Origin of the sequence: Nocardia farcinica (assembly GCF_001182745.1) — a bacterium.
GTDB classification, from domain to species: domain Bacteria; phylum Actinomycetota; class Actinomycetes; order Mycobacteriales; family Mycobacteriaceae; genus Nocardia; species Nocardia farcinica.
Genome location: NZ_LN868939.1, coordinates 1,421,077 through 1,438,121, shown reverse-complemented (window position 1 = coordinate 1,438,121; position 17,045 = coordinate 1,421,077). Strand labels below are relative to the sequence as shown.

17 protein-coding genes are annotated in these 17,045 nt (G+C 69.1%); 4 read left to right on the top strand and 13 right to left on the bottom strand.

Going from position 1 to position 17,045, the window contains the following annotated elements:
- Positions 1-143: 143 nt before the first annotated feature.
- Complete coding sequence (locus AMO33_RS23550) at positions 144-1,397, top strand: TetR/AcrR family transcriptional regulator (protein WP_060594321.1); 1,254 nt, start codon at positions 144-146, stop codon at positions 1,395-1,397.
- 64 nt (positions 1,398-1,461) lie between these two features.
- Here the strand turns inward: AMO33_RS23550 and AMO33_RS32680 are convergent, their stop codons facing one another.
- The 11 genes from AMO33_RS32680 to AMO33_RS23495 form a co-directional block, all read right to left on the bottom strand.
- On the bottom strand, positions 1,462-2,208 hold the full coding sequence (locus tag AMO33_RS32680; RefSeq protein ID WP_228790869.1) for a hypothetical protein: 747 nt from the start codon (positions 2,206-2,208) through the stop codon (positions 1,462-1,464).
- A gap of 36 nt (positions 2,209-2,244) precedes the next feature.
- Positions 2,245-3,426, bottom strand: coding sequence for an MCE family protein (locus AMO33_RS23540; RefSeq protein WP_060594320.1), 1,182 nt, complete (start codon positions 3,424-3,426; stop codon positions 2,245-2,247).
- Complete coding sequence (locus AMO33_RS23535) at positions 3,423-4,523, bottom strand: MCE family protein (protein WP_060594319.1); 1,101 nt, start codon at positions 4,521-4,523, stop codon at positions 3,423-3,425. The genes AMO33_RS23540 and AMO33_RS23535 overlap by 4 nt, the downstream gene beginning before the upstream one ends.
- Complete coding sequence (locus AMO33_RS23530) at positions 4,520-5,635, bottom strand: MCE family protein (RefSeq protein WP_060594318.1); 1,116 nt, start codon at positions 5,633-5,635, stop codon at positions 4,520-4,522. The genes AMO33_RS23535 and AMO33_RS23530 overlap by 4 nt, the downstream gene beginning before the upstream one ends.
- On the bottom strand, positions 5,635-6,645 hold the full coding sequence (locus AMO33_RS23525; RefSeq protein WP_060595111.1) for an MCE family protein: 1,011 nt from the start codon (positions 6,643-6,645) through the stop codon (positions 5,635-5,637). Before AMO33_RS23525 ends, AMO33_RS23530 begins: the two co-directional genes overlap by 1 nt.
- Positions 6,645-7,667: an MlaD family protein gene (locus AMO33_RS23520; RefSeq protein ID WP_106427577.1), complete on the bottom strand. Its 1,023-nt coding sequence runs from the start codon at positions 7,665-7,667 to the stop codon at positions 6,645-6,647. The genes AMO33_RS23525 and AMO33_RS23520 overlap by 1 nt, the downstream gene beginning before the upstream one ends.
- Before the next feature lie 2 nt (positions 7,668-7,669).
- Positions 7,670-9,118, bottom strand: coding sequence for an MlaD family protein (locus tag AMO33_RS23515; protein WP_060594317.1), 1,449 nt, complete (start codon positions 9,116-9,118; stop codon positions 7,670-7,672).
- A 9-nt stretch (positions 9,119-9,127) separates the two neighbouring features.
- Positions 9,128-9,991, bottom strand: coding sequence for an ABC transporter permease (locus AMO33_RS23510; protein ID WP_060594316.1), 864 nt, complete (start codon positions 9,989-9,991; stop codon positions 9,128-9,130).
- A gap of 1 nt (position 9,992) precedes the next feature.
- A complete protein-coding gene (locus AMO33_RS23505) occupies positions 9,993-10,847 on the bottom strand; it encodes an MlaE family ABC transporter permease (protein WP_060594315.1) in 855 nt (284 codons plus the stop codon).
- A gap of 309 nt (positions 10,848-11,156) precedes the next feature.
- Positions 11,157-11,345 carry a hypothetical protein gene (locus tag AMO33_RS23500; protein ID WP_011211589.1) on the bottom strand — a complete coding sequence of 63 codons (189 nt, stop codon included), beginning with the start codon at positions 11,343-11,345 and terminating at the stop codon, positions 11,157-11,159.
- Positions 11,342-11,566: a hypothetical protein gene (locus AMO33_RS23495; protein ID WP_011211590.1), complete on the bottom strand. Its 225-nt coding sequence runs from the start codon at positions 11,564-11,566 to the stop codon at positions 11,342-11,344. The genes AMO33_RS23500 and AMO33_RS23495 overlap by 4 nt, the downstream gene beginning before the upstream one ends.
- Positions 11,567-11,913: 347 nt before the next feature.
- Between AMO33_RS23495 and AMO33_RS23490 the strand changes: the two genes are divergently transcribed.
- The 3 genes from AMO33_RS23490 to AMO33_RS23480 all read left to right on the top strand — a co-directional run bounded on the left by AMO33_RS23490 (position 11,914) and on the right by AMO33_RS23480 (position 15,310).
- Positions 11,914-12,822 (top strand): oxygenase MpaB family protein, encoded by a 909-nt coding sequence (locus tag AMO33_RS23490; RefSeq protein WP_060594314.1) that lies wholly within the window; start codon positions 11,914-11,916, stop codon positions 12,820-12,822.
- Between the two features lie 97 nt (positions 12,823-12,919).
- Positions 12,920-13,357 carry an SRPBCC family protein gene (locus tag AMO33_RS23485; RefSeq protein WP_228786733.1) on the top strand — a complete coding sequence of 146 codons (438 nt, stop codon included), beginning with the start codon at positions 12,920-12,922 and terminating at the stop codon, positions 13,355-13,357.
- Between the two features lie 276 nt (positions 13,358-13,633).
- Entirely contained in the window at positions 13,634-15,310 is a 1,677-nt protein-coding gene (locus AMO33_RS23480) for a thiamine pyrophosphate-dependent enzyme (RefSeq protein ID WP_060594311.1), read from the top strand.
- 24 nt (positions 15,311-15,334) lie between these two features.
- On the opposite strand, the gene AMO33_RS23475 is transcribed toward AMO33_RS23480, so the two are convergent.
- Positions 15,335-16,522 (bottom strand): lytic transglycosylase domain-containing protein, encoded by a 1,188-nt coding sequence (locus AMO33_RS23475; RefSeq protein ID WP_076574062.1) that lies wholly within the window; start codon positions 16,520-16,522, stop codon positions 15,335-15,337.
- Between the two features lie 307 nt (positions 16,523-16,829).
- Positions 16,830-17,042 (bottom strand): MbtH family protein, encoded by a 213-nt coding sequence (locus AMO33_RS23470; protein WP_011211595.1) that lies wholly within the window; start codon positions 17,040-17,042, stop codon positions 16,830-16,832.
- Between the last annotated feature and the right edge of the window lie 3 nt (positions 17,043-17,045).

Sequence of the window (17,045 nt, the reverse complement as noted above, 5' to 3'; positions counted from 1 at the left end):
TGTTAACGGGTATTCCCACCCTGGTCCTTATCATCGGCCACATGAGCAGCAGCGTTACCGGCTTTTTGTGACCTTTCGTTCAGTTCGCGTCGGGGCGCAGGAACAGGCCGTTCCCAAGCATCTGTTTGGGATAACATGCCGGAATGGACGCGCACAAACGCCGCACCACACGCGGCTCGGCAGGCGGCGATCCCGTCACCGGGCGAGTGGTCCGCAAACGTCCGCGGGATCGGCGTGCGCAGATCGCGGCCGCGTCCGCGGAGGCCTTCGGAGCGCTCGGCTACCACGGGGTGAGCATGGAGGACATCGCCTCCCGCCTCGACATCAGTTCCACCGCGCTCTACCGCCACTACCCCAGCAAATACGCGCTGTTCCGGGAGGAGGCGCTGCGCTTGAGCGCGCTGTGCGAGCAGGCCGTCCACCTGCCCGAGCACCTTCTCGACGCGCCCGCGCAGCAACGGCTCGCGCACATTCTCGACGCGCTGGTCGACCGGTCCATCACCGATCGCCGCGGAGCGTCGTTGCTGCGCTGGCAGTCCCGCTACCTGCGGCCCGAGGACTACCGGGTGCTCATCGGGCAACTCGGCGACGTCTACGCGATGCTGCGCTCCCTGCTGGCCGACAGCCGGCCCGAGCTGTCCCGGGCGGACCGGGCGGTACTGGCGACCTCGGTGCTCAGTGTGATCGGCAGCATCTCCGATCACCACGTGTCGATTCCGGTGCGCGCCTTGGCGAAGTTGCTGCGTTCGGCTTCGGATGCCGTGCTCGCCTGTGAGCTGCCGCCGATCGGCGAGCGCACCGCGGCGCACACCCCCTCGGAAGTGCCGTTGACCTTCAAACACGAACTGCTGCTGAAACGTTCGATCGAGCTGTTCCACGAGCGCGGCTACCCGAACGTGAGCGTGGAGGACATCGCCAATGCCGCGGGGTTACCGGCGTCCTCGGCGGTCTACCGGTTCTACCGCAGCAAGGGCGACATCCTGGCCGCGGCGTTCCGGCGGGCGGCCGATCGGGTCTCGGCGGCCATCGGTCCCGCGATCGCCGGCGCCGACGGCCCCGAGCAGGCCCTGGTGACGTTGATCGAGCTGTATGTCGCGGGCTCGTTCGCCGAGCGGGAGCTGACCTTCGTCTACTACGCCGAGATCAGCAACGTGCCGCCGGAGGACCGGACGGTGCTGCGGAACATCCAGCGGCTCAACGTGGAGGAGTGGGCCAAGCTGGTGGTCGGGGTGCGCCCGGAGCTCTCCCCCGCCGAGGCGCGCGTGCTGGTGCATGCCGCGCTCGCGCAGGTCGTCGACATCGGCCAGTGGCTGGGGCCGGACAACCCGATCTGCTCGCAGGCCCGGGTGATCCACCTGATGCAGGTCATCCTGTTCGGCCGCCCGGCCTCCGCCTGAGCGCGGTCGGCAGGGGCGGCGGCCGCGCCGGGTCACTCCGTGGACCGGGTGCGGCGGCGCGGCGTCACTGCTGGGGGACCGAGGCCAGCGGCGAGTTGACGTGGTTGACCAGCCAGCGGCCGTCGGTCTTCTCCATCCGCATGATCATCGACAGCTGCCCCGGCGAAGGTTTGCCCTGGGTGCCGACGCTGGTGATGGTCTGGCCGATGACGACGATCGCTTCGGCGGAGGTCTCGTCGCCGGTCTTGATCGCGCACTGCACGTCGTCGGCCTTGGACACCACCTCGCCCTGGGTGAGCACCTCGCGCAGTTCCCTGCTGGTGTCGTCGAACTGCTTGCGCCAGTCGCCGGTCGCGCCGTCGAGCACCTTGGCGAAATAGGCGTCGAGGTTCTTCGCGTCGTAGTCGGCCAGCACCGGCGCGTAGGCGCAGGCGGCCTGCCTGGCCTCCTCGTGCGCGGCCAGCAGGCCCTCGTGCTCGCTGTTCTGGCTGGAGAACCAGCCCGCCGCGCCGACCGACGCGCCGACCAGCACCGCGACCGCCGCACCGGCGGTGACGGTGCGGGCACGGCCTGCGGGCCAGCGCAGCTTCGCCGCGAATCCCGATGCGACGGCGGCTTTTCCGGGATCATCGGCGGAATCTCGGGCCGCCGCCGGCTCCGTCTTGTCGAGCGTGACCGCCTTGTCGTCGGTCGCGTCCTTGCCCGCCGAGGTCGCGGCCGAGCCGGTCGTCGCGCCCGCCCCCTCGGCCGGTTCCGCGGCGTCGCGGTCCGGCTCGGGAGTGGCGGCCTTGTCGACGTCGTTGTCACTCATGGCAGTTCGGTTCCTTGTCTCCGGCGTGGCGCGGGCCTACCGGTGTGTGGGGGCGGGCTGGGACATCTCGTCGCCGGTCACGCCGGGGGGCGGGCCGGAGCCGTTGTCGGGCACGTTCGGCCGCGGCGCGTTGGCCGAGCCGCGGATCTGCAACGCCGGATCGTCGGTTACGCAGTAGTTGTAGAGCCGCACCCTGCTGTCGGTGGCGGCGACCACCGGGATCTTCGGGACGGTGGGGTAATCGCAGGTCGGGCGGGGCCACGGGTCGACGAGGGTGTGGTAGGCGCCGTCGTGCGCGGGCACGCCGATGGCGGCCGAGCCGGCCCGCAGTGCCGGGAACAGCGCCTCGATGGCGGGCTGGCGCAGCTTCGCCGCGCGGGTGATGGCCACGAAATTGGTGGTCAGGTTGGTGATCGGGTCCTCGGTGTCGGCGATGAAGCCGCCGACGGTGGCCAGCTGGCCGGGCGCGAGGTCGAGGAAACGGCGCAGTTCCTGGTCGGCGGCGGTGAGCTGCTCGAACAGCGCGCCCGCGCCGGTGGTCAAGGTGGTCAGGTCGGGCTGCGCGTGCGAGGTGGTGTCGGCGATGATCTCGAGGTTCTCGATCAGTTGCCTGGTCTGTGGCAGCAGCTCGTCCAGTCCGGCCATCGCGCGGCTGATGCCGGAGATCATGTTGCGCAACCGGTCCGGGCCGCCGGCCAGCGCCTTGTCCAGTTCGTCGATGATGACGTTCAACCGGGCCGGGTTCATGCCGCCGATCAGGCCGCTCATGTTGTCGAGCACCGAGGGCACGGTCACCGGCGTCGTGGTGCGGGCCACCTCCACCACGTCGCCGTCGCGCAGGTAGGGGCCGCTGTCGGCGTCCGGGCGGAAGTCGAGGTACTGCTCGCCCGCGGCGGACAGGCGCCCGACCGCCACGGTGCCGCCGACCGGGATCTTGGCCCAGGACTGGATCTCGGCCTCGGCGACGATGCCGACCTCGGCCACCCGGACCTCGGCCACCCGGCCCACCCGGCTGCCGCGGAAGGTGACGTCGTTGTTCGCCAGCAGTCCGCCGGAGTTCCTCAGTTCCACGGTCACCGTGTAGGTGTCGGGCAGCGGGTTGATGCGCAGCACGGCCAGCCCGAGGTAGGCCGACCCGGCCAGCAGTACCGCGACCAGGCCCAGGTTGGCGATCGCCACCCGGCGGCGCACCAGGTAGTTCCACAGCGGGATGTTCATCGGCCGCCCTCCTGTCGCGGCGGGCTGGTGAGCCTGCCGATCACCTTCTCGATGACCTGCGCGAGACTGCCGATGAACAGCGGCACGTCGTTCAGTTCGGGCGGACGGCTACCGGACGGGTCGGTGAGCGCGCCGATGCTCAGGTACGACACGGTGGCCGCCACCGACAGCGCCTCACCCTCGAACGACGCCGCGATCGATGGATAGAGCTGCTCGTAGCGTTGCAGCATCTGGCCCAGGTCGTCGCCCATGGCGGTGAATCCGCCCATCAGCTTCTGGATGCTGTCGAACAGGCTCACGAAATCGCCGCCGGTGGTCTCGGTGAAGTCGCCGAGCGCGGCCATCGTCACCGACACCTTGCCGATCAACGCGGAGATGTCGCGGTTGTTCTCCGCGACCAGGCCGAGCAGCGCCGGGAACGTGTCGGCGGCTTCGCCGAGTTCGGCTTTGCGCGCGGCCATTTCACCGGTGAGCACAGTGAGCCCGTGCAACACGCTGTCGATGTCGGCGGTGCGCTGGTTCAGCGCCGTGATCGCGGCGCCGAGCTCGTTGAGCAGGTGCGCCAGTTGCGGTGCGCGCCCGGCGAACATCGAGTTCATCTCGGAGGTGATCTTGGCGGCCTGGTTGAGGCCGCCGCCGTTGAGCAGCATGGAGATCGAGACCATCAGCTGCTCCACGGACGCGCCCGCCGAGGTCAGATCGGTGCCGATGGTGTCGCCGGGCTGGAGCACGGGCGCGTTCGGGTCGTGCTCGGGCAGGGTCATCGCCACGAAGATGTCGCCGAGCGGCGTGGCTTGGCGCAGTTCGGCGGTGGTGCCGCGCGGCAGCCGGATGTCCTCGCGGATCTCGAGTTCCACGTCGGCGAGGAAGTTGGTGGTGCTGATCTCCTCGACCACACCGATGTCGGTGCCGCCGATCTTCACATGGGCCCGCTCCGGCAGGTTGAGCGCGTCGTCGAAGACGACGTGGATGGTGTAGCCCGGTCCGCCGATGCCCGGTTTCGGCAGCGGCACGTTGTCCACGGTCACCGCGCACCCGGTGGTGCCGGCCAGCACAGCCAGGCTCAGCGCCGCGGCGGCGATGCGCGCGGCCCTCATTTGGTGAGCCCCAGCAGCGCGGCGGTGAGGCCGAAGTCCGGCCCCATGTCCATGATCCTGCCGGTGCGGCACCCGTCCAAGCGCATCTGCACGCGCTCGCAGAACAGGGCGAGCGCCTCGCCGTCGAGCACCGCCTTGTCCAGCAGGCCGTGCAACCGGATCGCCCGGTGCTCGAAACTGGTGGCGTTGGCCAGATTTTCGAAGAACAGCGGGGTCACGTCCACGATCTCGGTGAGCTGGCGGGCATTGGCGCGCATCTGCTCGGTGATGGCGACGAAGCGGGTCAGCGCGCCGGCCAGCTGGTCCTGGTTCTGGCCGACCACGGCGGAGGTGTTGGCGACGAAGTCGTTGAGCTGGGTCAGCACCGCGTGCAGACCGGGGGCCTGCTCCCCCATCAGCTGCACCAGTTCGGTGAGCCTGCCGCTGAAATCGCGCACGGTCTGATCGTTGGCGGCGATGACCTGGGTGATCTCGTTGAGCTTGATGATGGTGTTGGAGATCTGGTCCTTGTTGGCGAAGGTCACCTCGAACGCGCCGGCCAGTTCGTCGAGCGTCTCGCGCAGCCGGTCACCGTTGCCGTCGAGCAGCGGGAACAGCACCCGGCTGGCCATCGGGCCCTCCTGGTTGTCCCCCTTCAACGCGGCGCCGAGCTGGTCGAAGTTCTCCAGGATGCGGTCCAGCTCGACCGGCACGCGGGTACGGGCCAGCGGAATGTGGTCGCCGTCGGCCAGCGTCGGGCCGTCGCCGGTGTAGGCGGGGGCCAGTTCGACGTGCCGGTTGGTGATCAGCTGCGGCGACACCAGCGCCGCCATCGCGTCGGCGGGCACCTGAACGTCTTTGTCCAGCGACATCGTCACCTGGACGTAGCTGCCCTTGGGGGTGACGGTGTCCACCCGCCCGACGGGCACGCCGAGCACCGCGACCTCGTTGCCCGCGTACAGCCCGGCGACGTTCTCGAAATCGGCGCTGATGCGCAGCTTTTCGCCGAGGTATTCCTCCGGCAGGCCGGCGATGCTGTCGGGCAGCAGGGAACATCCCGACGCGACGGCGGCGGTCAGGCACAGCGTCACGAGTTTCGCCGCGAGCCCGAGTCGGTGGATCAGTCTCTTCATCAGTTGCACCCCGGAATCGCTTGCGCGAAGCACAGCCAGTTGTCGGGTAGGACCCACGGCGCCCACACCTCGCCGTAGGGGCCGTTGCCGAGCGCGTTGTTGAACTGCCGCACGGCCACGGGCATGACCTCGTAGAGCCGGTCGAGGTTCTCCTTGTTCTTCTGCAGGCCCTCGGTCATCGTGTTCAGGTCGTGGATGAGCGGTCCCAGCTGGCCGTTGTTCTCGATGCCCATTTCCTGCAGCAGCGCCGAGAGCGCGGCGACGTTGTCGAGCAGCTGCTTCAGCAGCTGCTGCCGTTGCGCCACGGCGTTGCCGATCGCCTCGCCGCGGGTGAGCAGCAGCAGCACGGAGTTCTGGTTGTCGGCCACCAGCGCCGAGACCTCGTCCATGCTCTTCAGCAGCTTGTCGACCTCGTCGCGGCGATCGTTGATGACCTCGGCGAGCGCGCCGATGCTGTCCAGCGCGGCCACGGTGAGCTGCGGCGAGTCACCCATCTGGGCGTCGAGCACGTCCAGGGCCTGGCGCAGCTTCTCCGGGTCGATGCGCTCGATGCGCTCGAAGGAGGACTTGTACTGGGTGTCCTGGATGACCTTGCCCAGGTTGTAGGGCACCGAGGTGTTCTCCAGCGGGATGGTGTCGCCGGGCAGGCCGTTGCCGTCACCGGGGACCAGCTCGACATGCAACCTACCGAGGATGGTGGACATCTTGATGGCCGCCCGCGCGTTGGCGCCCAGGCGCAGATCGCGGCGCACCCGCAGGTCGACCACGACCTTGTCGCCGGCCAGGCGCACCGCGCGTACCGCGCCGACCTCGATACCGGCCACGTCCACGGTGGCACCCGGACGCAACCCGGCGGCCTGGGCGAATTCGGCATGGATGGTCTTGTCCGACACCCTCGCCTGTTTGACGATGCTGGAGCCGACGAGCAGCAGCACCACCGTTGCGGCCGCGGCGAGGCCGAGCCAGAGGAAGCGGTTGGCCCCGAACCGGGGCAGGGGCAGTCGCGCCATCAGCGGCACACCTCCGAATGCGAGTTGCCGCCGACCTGGGAGAACAGGCCCGGGGGCAGGACGACACCCCACAGCGAGACGTCCAGGCTGCAGAAGTAGGCGTTGCCGTAGGCGCCGTAGCTGGTGAAGCGGGCCAGCGAGGTCAGCAGCCCGGGCACCTCGACCGCGGCGCGGTCCAGTGCGGCGCCGTTGAGCAGCAGCAGTGCCACACCGGTGGTCGCCTCGTTCTGCGCCCGCGCCATGTCCGGCTTGACCTGCTGGAGCAGGCCGACCAGCGAATCGGTGGAGGTCGCGACCTGATCGACCGAGGACTTCAGCAGCTCACCCTCGGCGTAGAGGGCCTCGACCAGCGCCTTGGACTGGGTGATGAGGGTTTCCAGTTCGGTGCTGCGATTGGCCAGGCCGGAGATCACCGAACTCAGGTTGGCGATCACCTGCCCGAGGATCTCGTCGCGCTGACCGAAGGTGGCCGCCAGGTCGGCGGCCTGCATGATCAGCGTCGACAGCGACACGTTGTCGCCCTGCAACGCCTGGACCAACGTCTCCGACAGCGAGTTCACCTGGTCGGGTTGCAGCACCGAGAACAGCGGCTCGAACCCCGACAACAACGCCGACACGTCGAAGGACGGCTCGGTGCGCTCGACCGGGATGTGCCCGCCGGGTGCGAGCGGCTCCCCCTCCCCCTCGCCGGGCACCAGCGCGATGTAGCGCTGGCCGATCAGGTTCTGGTAGCGCACCAGGGCTTTCGTGGTGGTGGTCAGCCGTTGCTTGTGCTCGATGCGGAAGTCGATGCGGGCCAGGTACCCCTCGTCGAAGTCGATCTTGTCGACCCGGCCCACCCGGACGCCCGCCATGCGGACGTCGTCACCGACACGAACCCCCATCACGTCGGTGAATGTCGCCGAGTAGGAATGGGTGTCCCCGGGCACCGAGCGTTGCAGGGTGGACCAGATCGTGTAGGTCAGCACGATCGCCAGGACGGCGAAGAGGCTGAACCCGGCCAGCGCCTTTCCGGATTTCACGCTCACGCACCCCCTTCCGCGGGGACCTCTTCGTACATCGTCACCTCGCCGCCGGCCAACACCGGTGTCAGCAGCAGCAGCTGCGCGGCCGTCGGCCGGCCGCCGACCACCGCCGCCACCCCGGCGTAGCCGCGGCCCGAGGCGATCGGGCGCATCGTGCTCGCGGGCTCGGTGGTGCCGGGATCGCCTGCGGGAACGGTGATTCCGGGGATCGCGGGCAGGCCGGGAATGGCCGGCAGACCCGGGATGGTGGGAATCGCCGACGGTGCGGTGGTGGTGCCCGGCGCCCCCGGCACGCCGGGCACCACCACCGTCGGAGCCGGGCCCGCCGCGTCCAGCCAGCGCGGCATCAGCTGCGGCGGGTATTCCTGCGCGGGCGCCTCGGTGGGCACCGTCGGACCGCCGCACCGCGGACCGGCCAGCTCGCCGTAGCGCGGGCAGTCCTCGGCGGTGTACTGCTGGAACGGGGTGAAGCTGACGTCCATCTTCCAGACCATCTGCTTCTTCGGCCCCCAGGTGAACACCTCGGCCATCTTCGCGAGCGTGTCGTTGAGGTTGCGCGCGGTGTAGGGGATGGCATCGGGATCCTCGGCCAGGCCGCCGAACAGCTGGTCCAGGCCGGGCACCAGTTCCTTGGCGGCGTTCGGATTCCGCGCGAACAGGCTGTTGACCGAGTCGATGGTGCTGGAAGCGTTGGCCAGCAGCGCCACCAGATTGGCCCGGCGCTCGGTCAATGTCCGTGCGGCCGTGACCGATTCGGCGAGCACGCCGACCAGCTCCGGCGCCGACCGGCTCAGCGCTGTGGTGGCGGCCCCCAGATCGCCGAGCAGTTCCCCGATGCCGGGGATCGCCCTGACCTCGGTGACCCACCGGTCCAGCCGCTCCACCGTCGATCCCGGCACGCGGGCGGCCGGATCGAGGGCGGCGGCCAGGGTGGCCAGTACCCGGCCCAGCTTCTCGGGCTGGATGTTCTCCAGCACGTCGCGCAGGGTGGTGAGGGTGGTTTGCAACTGCGTCGTCTCGGCGCTGGTGTCCTCCGGGATGGTCGCGCCCGCGGTGAGCGTGGCACCCGCGGAGCCGTTGTCCACCAGCTCGATCGCGGTCACACCGAAGATGTTGTTGGGGATCACGCGCGCGGTGACATTGGCCGGGATGGTCGGCGCGACCTCGGGCTTCAGGTGGATCCGGGCGAGCTGGCGTTCGCCCTTGGCAACCACCTCGACGTCGTCGACCATGCCCACGACCATGCCGCGGAACTTCACGTCGGCCCGGGTGGGCAGGCCGTCGCCGGTGCTGGTCAGCTCGGCGGTGACCGGCACCTCGTCCTCGAAGTAGCCGTTGTAGCGCAGCATGAGCAGGCCGAGCACCAGCAGGGTGGCCAGGATCATCGCGAGCCCGGCCAGGGAGAGTTGGCGCGCGGTCGGGCCGCGGCCACTGGGATCGAGAAGCATCGTTTCCCCCTATCCCGAGATCCGGAAGCCGGGGTCGATGCCCCAGATGGCCAGTGTCAGGAACAGATTCGCGAAGACCATCACGACGATCACCATCTTGATCGCGCGCCCGGCGGCCACCCCGACCCCTTCGGGCCCGCCGGTGGCGACATAGCCGTGGTAGCACTGGATGAAGGTCGCCAGCAGCACGAAGATCACGACCTTGAGCAGCGAGAAGAACACGTCCGTGCCGATGAGGAACTGGAAGAAGTAGTGGTCGTAGGTGCCCGCCGAGGTGCCCCCCAGGAACAGCACCGACAGCTTCGTCGCCAGGTACGCCGTCGCCAGGCCGATGGTGTAGAGCGGGACGATCGTCAGTGTCGCGGCGATCATCCGCGTGCTGACCAGGTACGGCAGCGGCCGGATCGCGATCGACTCCAGCGCGTCGATCTCCTCCGAGATCCGCATCGAGCCCAGCTGCGCGGTGAACCGGCAGCTTGCCTGGATGGCGAAGGCCAGCGTGGCCAGGATCGGCGCGAGTTCACGGGTGGTCGCGAACCCGGAGATGGCGCCGGTGAGCGGGCCCATCGTGAGCAGGTTGAGCGCGTTGAACGACTCCATGCCCACGGTGATGCCGCCGAAGGCGCACAGGATGACCACGACGCCGATGGTGCCGCCGCCCACCACCAGCGAGCCGTTGCCCCAGCCCACGTCGGCGGTGAGCCGCAACACCTCCTTGCGGTAGTGCCTCAGCACGAACGGGACGGCACCCAGTGCCTGGAAGAACGTGATGGCCTGGTGCCCGAGCCGCTGGTTGGCCTGGTAGGGCACGGCGACCGCGGCGCCGACGACCCGCACGGGCCGCAGGGCGGGCGGCGTGTATTTCGATCCCACCTCAGATCACCTTCGTGGGGAACAGCGTGTTGTACAGCTGGGTGAGAATGATGTTGGTGGCGAACAACATCAGCGCCGAGGTGACCACCGCGGAGTTCACCGCGTTGGCCACCCCGCCCGGGCCGCCCTTGGCGTGCAGGCCGATGTCGCAGGCGATGATCGCGGTGAGCGCACCGAAGATCGCCGCCTTGACCAGCGCCACGATCAGGTCGCTCGCCACCGCGAAGGACGCGAAGGAGCCGATGAACGACCCGGGCGTGCCGGACTGGGCGTAGACGTTGAACATGTAGGCCGTCGCGAAGCCGACGAAGACGATGAACCCGCACAGCAGCATGCTCACCAGCACCGCCGCCACCAGGCGCGGCGCGACCAGCCTGCGCACCGGGTTCACCCCCATCACCATCATGGCGTCGATCTCCTCACGGATGGTGCGCGAGCCGAGATCGGCGCAGATGGCCGAACCGACCGCGCCGGCGATCATCAGCGAGGTGACCAGGGGCGCGCCCTGGCGGATGATGCCGAGGCCGGCGACCGCGCCGATGAACGTCGTCGCGCCGACCTGGTTGACCAGCGCGCCGACCTGGATGGACACCACCACCGCGATCGGAATGGCGACGAACACCGTCGGCGCCGCCGAGACGTTCGACATGAACGCGCACTGCCGGATGAACTCGTGGTAAGGGAACCGCCGCGCGGCCAGCGCGCGGAACAGTTCGATCACCGCGTCCCGGCCGAGCGTGACCTGGCGACCGAGGGTCTCCAGCGACTGCTGGGGGTGGCGTCGCCACAGACCCTTCAGATCGTCGACGGCGCGTTCGAGATCGGTTCGCGCCGTAGGGCTTTCCGTGATTGTCACGCTGCCCGAGTCCTTTCTGGGCGTTCTTCGCTCGCTCGCCTGCCGATAGCGGCTCTCCCCGGCGAGGGCGCGGAGCGTGTGAAGTGTTACACAGTCTGGCTGCGCACCACAAGTTCTATGTGAATAGATATTCTGTCTTGCATTGGCGTTGATCCCCATGCGGCGGCATCGCCGATCACACCGCATAAGAGGCGCTGATCAGCGGATATCGTCCAAATCGTGGGTGAATGCCGGACGCGACTCCGGAACCAACGAGTGATTCAAGTTCATCATCGTTTCACACTGTGCCGCGCACCGACCCGCGCCGGTTCACGCTGGATTGCTCAGATACTGCTGCAAGGCGAACATGCCGAGACCGAGCGCGGCCACCCCCGCCGCCGCGGTGCCGAGCACGGCCAGCCAGAGCGCCAGGCGCAGTACCGGATTGACCTTCATCCGCCCGCCCAGGATCTTCACGCCGATGACCAGGATGTCGATGAGCCAGACCAGCGCCATCATGTCATGCACACATTCGCGAAGGTGAGCACCGGCCAGAACACGATCGATCCGAGGAACGACACGATCACATCGACCCCGTGCATGTCCCGCAGATGCGAGGTGTGCGTCAACGTCCAGACGACCCCCACCAGACCGTAGGGGATGCCGAGGATGATCAGGGTGCCGAGGAACTCGGATACCTTCATCTCGTAGCTGAATATTCGATCCAGCCTCTTGAGCATGTACGTCGCTTCCTTTCTGCCGGCGACCGCGCGCGGCCCGGTGTGGCGCGGCTCCGGCGTGGTGGCGCCGGGCCCGCACCGGTGGCACCCGGTCCGGTATCCGCCGGTATGTTACGCACGATTCATCGGTTTACGGAAGCACTGGGGACAAATCCGTCGCGGCCGGTACGCCACCGACCGACCAGCGCGGATCGATCGGCCGAGTTCCGCGCCCGGACGGGATAAGTTATTGATTATTCTCGTTCTGAACTCGAGGACCAACGGCCTGTTGCCTGGCAGAATCAGCGGTAACATAATGACCAGGGGCCGACGCCGACCGTCGGCGCCGGTCCGGAGGAAGGACGCTCATGACCGCAGTCGCTGCGCCGGATCACCGGCACGGATCCACGCCCCTGACCACGGAGCAGACGCGCATCCACATCCCCACCGCGCACCGGCCGTTCACCAAGCGCCCCCTGAAACTGCGTGACGCACTGGACTTCTGGTCGTTCGCGGGCGCCGCGGCCAATGTCGCGATGCAGATGTCGCACCCCGGGGTCGGTTACGGCGTGGCCGAGAGCAAGGTGGACTCGGGCGCGCTGATGAAGCACCCGTGGAAGCGGGCCCGCACCACCACCACCTATCTCGCGGTGGCCATCCTCGGCACCGACGAGGAACGCCGGGCCTACCGCGAGGCGGTGGACGCCGTGCACCGGCACGTGCGCTCCGAGCCCGGCGCGAAGGTCAAGTACAACGCCTTCGACCGCCACCTCCAGTTGTGGGTCGCGGCCTGTCTCTACATCGGCTTCGAGGACACCTACCAGCTGCTGTCGGGCAAGATGAGCGACGAGCAGGCCGAGGCCTTCTACGCCTCGTCCTCGACGCTGGGCACCACGCTGCAGGTCACCGAGGACATGTGGCCGGCCACCCGCGCCGAGTTCGACGCCTACTGGAACAAGGCGTGCGAGCAGGCCGTGCTCGACGACCACGTGCGCGCCTACATCGACGATCTGCTGAACCTGCGGATGATCCACTGGTCCCTGCGGCTACCGTTCCGCAACCTGCTGAAGTTCCTCACCACCGGCTTCCTCGCGCCCTACTTCCGCGAACAGATGGGGTTGGAATGGACCGCCGCCGACCAGCGGCGATTCGAGCATCTGTTCCTGTTCGTCGGCTTCGTCAACCGGTTCATCCCGCGCTTCGTCCGACACGGCGGCAGCCATCTGCTGATGGCCGATCTGAAACGCCGCAAAAGGCGGGGCAAGAACTTAGTCTGAGGCAATGCCCGATACGCCTGCCCGGGGCGGCCGCCATGGTGACGCTCCGCTGCCGCCTGCGGCCGCTGACCCGGCTCAGGCGGGGCGCATCGTCGATATGGAACGCACGATCGCCGCGCCGATCGACGAGGTGTTCGACTGGATGACCGACGCGACGAACTATCCGCGGGTGCCCGCCGTGCGTCGCGTCACCCTCGTCCGCCCCGGCGACACCCACGGGCACGGGGCGGGCGCCATCCGCATCGTCAACACCCCGCTGCTGCGGATGACCGAGGAGATCGTCGAGTACCGGCGTCCGACGCTGATGCGCTACCGCATCACCCGCTCGGCACCGCCGCTGCGGCACGACGAGGGCTACATGGCCTTCCGCGAAGTTCCCGGCGGCACCCGCGTCCGGTGGTACTCCCGGTTCGAAGTCGACAGCCCGTTCGCCCGGGGCCCGCTCACCCTGCTGATGGTCCCGCTCATCGCCGCCGGCTTCCGGCTGGCTCTGGACACCTGCGCCAAGGAAGTCCGCAGCACCAAGAAGGTCTAGCCGCCGCGGTTTACGGCGTGCGAGCACCAATTGCGGTCGCCTCCGGCGGATTTCGAGTGCGCCGGCACGTTCGACCGGCATTCGGTCGACACCGCAGTCCTCCGGCGTTCCTATACAGATCGGATAGAAATATCGCGCATCTGCTGACCTATATGCGCAGCTGTTACAGCGAAATCTGTCCTTGTTGCAGACCTGCCGTCGTTCCGGTTTCCTCACTCGCGTTCAGCGACCAGGGCGGAGCCGGAGTGGGCGACGCGTCGAGCAGGAGGCAAGCGGATGACCGAGACGATCACCGTGACCGAGGTGAGTGGTGTCGAGACGGCAACGGCGGGTGCGGCCCTCGTGGACGGCCTGCTCGACCACGGCGTGGACACCGTCTTCGGCATCCCCGGGGTGCAGACCTACGAACTGTTCGAAGCACTCGGGCGGGCCGGCGATCGAATCGAGTTGATCAGCGCACGACACGAGCAGGCGTGCGCGTACATGGCGATGGGATATGCCCAGTCCACCGGCCGGCTGGGCGTCTGCTCCGTGGTGCCCGGGCCGGGCATTCTCAACGCGGCGGCGGGTCTGCTGACCGCGCGCGGCACCAACTCGCCGGTGCTCTGCCTCACCGGGGAGATCCCCACCGACTTCATGGGCAAGGGCTTCGGGCACCTGCACGAGATGCCCGACCAATTGACGACGCTGCGCAGCTTCGTCAAGTCCGCGGACAACGTGCTGCATCCGTCCGAGGCCAAACAGGTTCTGGCGCGGGCGATCCGCGCTGCCCGTGAGGGGCGGCCCGGACCGGCGGTGGTGGCGACCCCCTGGAACGTGCTGACCCAGTCGGCGCCGGTCGCCCCGGCCGTCCCCCTCGACATCGTGCAGCCCGCGGTCGATCCGTCCGCGGTCGCCGCGGCGGCCGAGCTGATCGCCACCGCACGCCACCCGATGATCCTGGTGGGTGGTGGCGCTCGCGGTGCGGTCGCCGAGATCAACGCGCTCGCCACCCTGTTGCAGGCGCCGGTCGTCGCCCATCGCAGCGGCAAGGGCATCGTGGACGAGGCCGCACCGCTCGGCTTCACCTGCGCCGAAGGCTTCGCCCGCTGGCTCGACTGCGATCTCGTGCTCACCATCGGCACCCGCGCCGAACTCCTCTGGTTCCGCTGGCCGAAGAAGCCCGCGGCGGTGCCGAGCATCAACATCGATATCGATCCGACCGGTCACACGCGCCTGCAACCGACCGTCGCGATCACCGCCGACGCCGCCGCCGCGACCGCGGCACTGCTCGACGCCCTGGTAGCCGCCGGTGTCCACCGCCCCGATCGCACCACCGAGTTCACCGAACTGAAGGCCGCGATCCGCGCCGAGATCGATGCGTACCTGCAACCCCATCGCGACTACCTGGCCGCGATCCGCCGCGCGCTGCCGCGCGACGGTTTCTTCGTCGAGGAGGTCTCCCAGATCGGCTTCGCCTCGTACTTCTCGTTTCCGGTGTCCGCGCCGCGGCAGTTCGTCACCTGCGGGTATCAGGGCAACCTCGGCTACGGCTTCCCCACCGCGCTCGGGGTGAAGGCCGCGCACCGGGATCGCGCGGTGGTCGCGGTGTCCGGCGACGGCGGATTCCAGTTCGGCATCCAGGAACTCGCGACCGCCGTTCAGCACCGGCTCGGGGTCGCCGTCGTGGTGTTCGACAATGCCGCCTTCGGCAACGTCAAGGCGGACCAGGAGCGCATCTACGGCCGCGCCGTCGGCTCGGAGCTGCGGAATCCGGATTTCGTCGCGGTCGCGCGGGCCTATGAGGCGCACGGCTGCCGGGTGGACGCACCCGAGGATCTGGAGCGGGCCGTCGCCGCGGCGGTCGATCGCGACCTGCCGTCGGTGATCGTCGTCCCCATGCCGCTGGAGCCCGGTGTGGCGCCCTGGCGCTATCTCATGCCCGATCTGCCGCCGGGCAGCTACGCCCCGTAGGCGGGCGCGCCCGCCGGCATCCGCTCAGGTCGGGGGCATGGGGAGCGGGATGGTGACGCCGAAGGGCAGTTCGATGCTCGGGGTGTGCGGGGCCGCTGGGGGCGGGGCGGGGGCTTCGGCCTCGGGCGTGGTGAGCTCCAGGGGCGCGGCGGGGCCGTAGGTCTGCTCGGGGAGGTCGGCGGGGACGGACGGTTCGGGCTCGGGGTCCGGGACGAGGGGTTCGCCCGGCCCCGCGCAGAGCAGACCGCAGGAGACGGCGCCGATACCGGGGAGGGTGATCAGCGTGGGTTGCTCGCGGCGCGGGATTTCGGTGGGTGCCATCGGTTCCAAGGTGAGCGGGCGGTCGCCGGTCGGGGACTGGGCGAGGATGCCGGGGCCGTCGACGGCGCGGGGCGCGCCGGGGGTACTCGACGGCGGAACGCGATCGGGAGCGACGGTGACCGGGGTGGGGGCGCCGCCGGTGCGGTAGGCCGCCGACCAGCTCAACACGTCGGCGGCATAGGAGGCGGAATTGTTGTAGCGCAGCACCGCGCGCAGTTCCTGCTGCGGATCACGCAGGTTAAGGCCCCCGGAGCACAGGTATTTGCCCGCGGCCAGCGAGGCGTCGAACACGTTGTGCGGGTCGGCGACGCCGTCGCCGTTGCCGTCGGCGGAGTACAGCGACCAGGTGCTGGGCAGGAACTGCATGGGGCCGACGGCCCGGACGTAGCCGCCGTCGGCGGCCTCGATGATCTCGTTGCCGGGCAGGGTGCCGTCCAGCGCGGGACCGAAGATCGGCGAGACGGTGGTGCCCGCGGCGTCGGCGCGACCACCGCTCGCGTGCGCGGATTCGATGCGGCCGATGCCGGCGAGCAGGTGCCAGCTCAGTCCGCAGCCGGGCATCGAGGAGGCCAGGGCCAGTTCGGCATTGCGGTAGGCGGCCAGCACGATCTCCGGAATGCCCAGGACCCCACCGCTTCTGGGTAGCGCGATCGCGCGCAGCGGCACCGTGTCCGCGACCGCGGCGTCGGCGGGTGGGGTGATGCTGCGCAGCGCGCGCGGCGTGTCCGACGCGACGGTCAACAGGCCGACGGTGCGGTCGGCGGCGGGCACGAACTCGGCGGGCGGCTCCACCGGTTCGGCGGGCGCCTGCGCACCCTGCGCGGTGGAGCCCGCCATGAGGAGTCCGGCGGTGAGCAGTGCCGAGGCAGTGAGTGGAGCAGATGTACGCATGACCCCCGACCAATCCCGTCCCGCACGGAACCGGGCCCGATTCGAGGGGCACCGTTCGGGACGACGTCGTCCGATGCGCCACGACGTGCCCCGATGACATCGCCGCACCGCAGATGACTGTGAGAACAGTCATTAACATACAGGATATTCCCGCAAGTAGAGAAGCATCGATTCGCGGAATGGCTACTCACTTATAGGCAGGCGGGGCCGGTGTGAGCCGCTCCGGGCACCTCGGACCGGAAACGCCGCCGCCGCGCCGGTGGGACACACGGCGCGGCGGCGGGGGCCTGCGGGGTCGCTGGGCGGGTCAGCGTTCGGTGGTGGCGGCGATGAGCGAGTTGGGGCGCATGTCGAGCCAGTGGCGCTCGACGTAGTCCAGGCACGCGGTGCGGGTGCCCGGCCCGTGGGCGATGGTCCAGCCGGTGGGCACGGCCGCGAACACCGGCCAGAGCGAGTGTTCGCCCTCCTCGTTGGTCAGCACGTAGAACTGGGCGGTGTCGTCGTCGAACGGGTTGGTCATGGC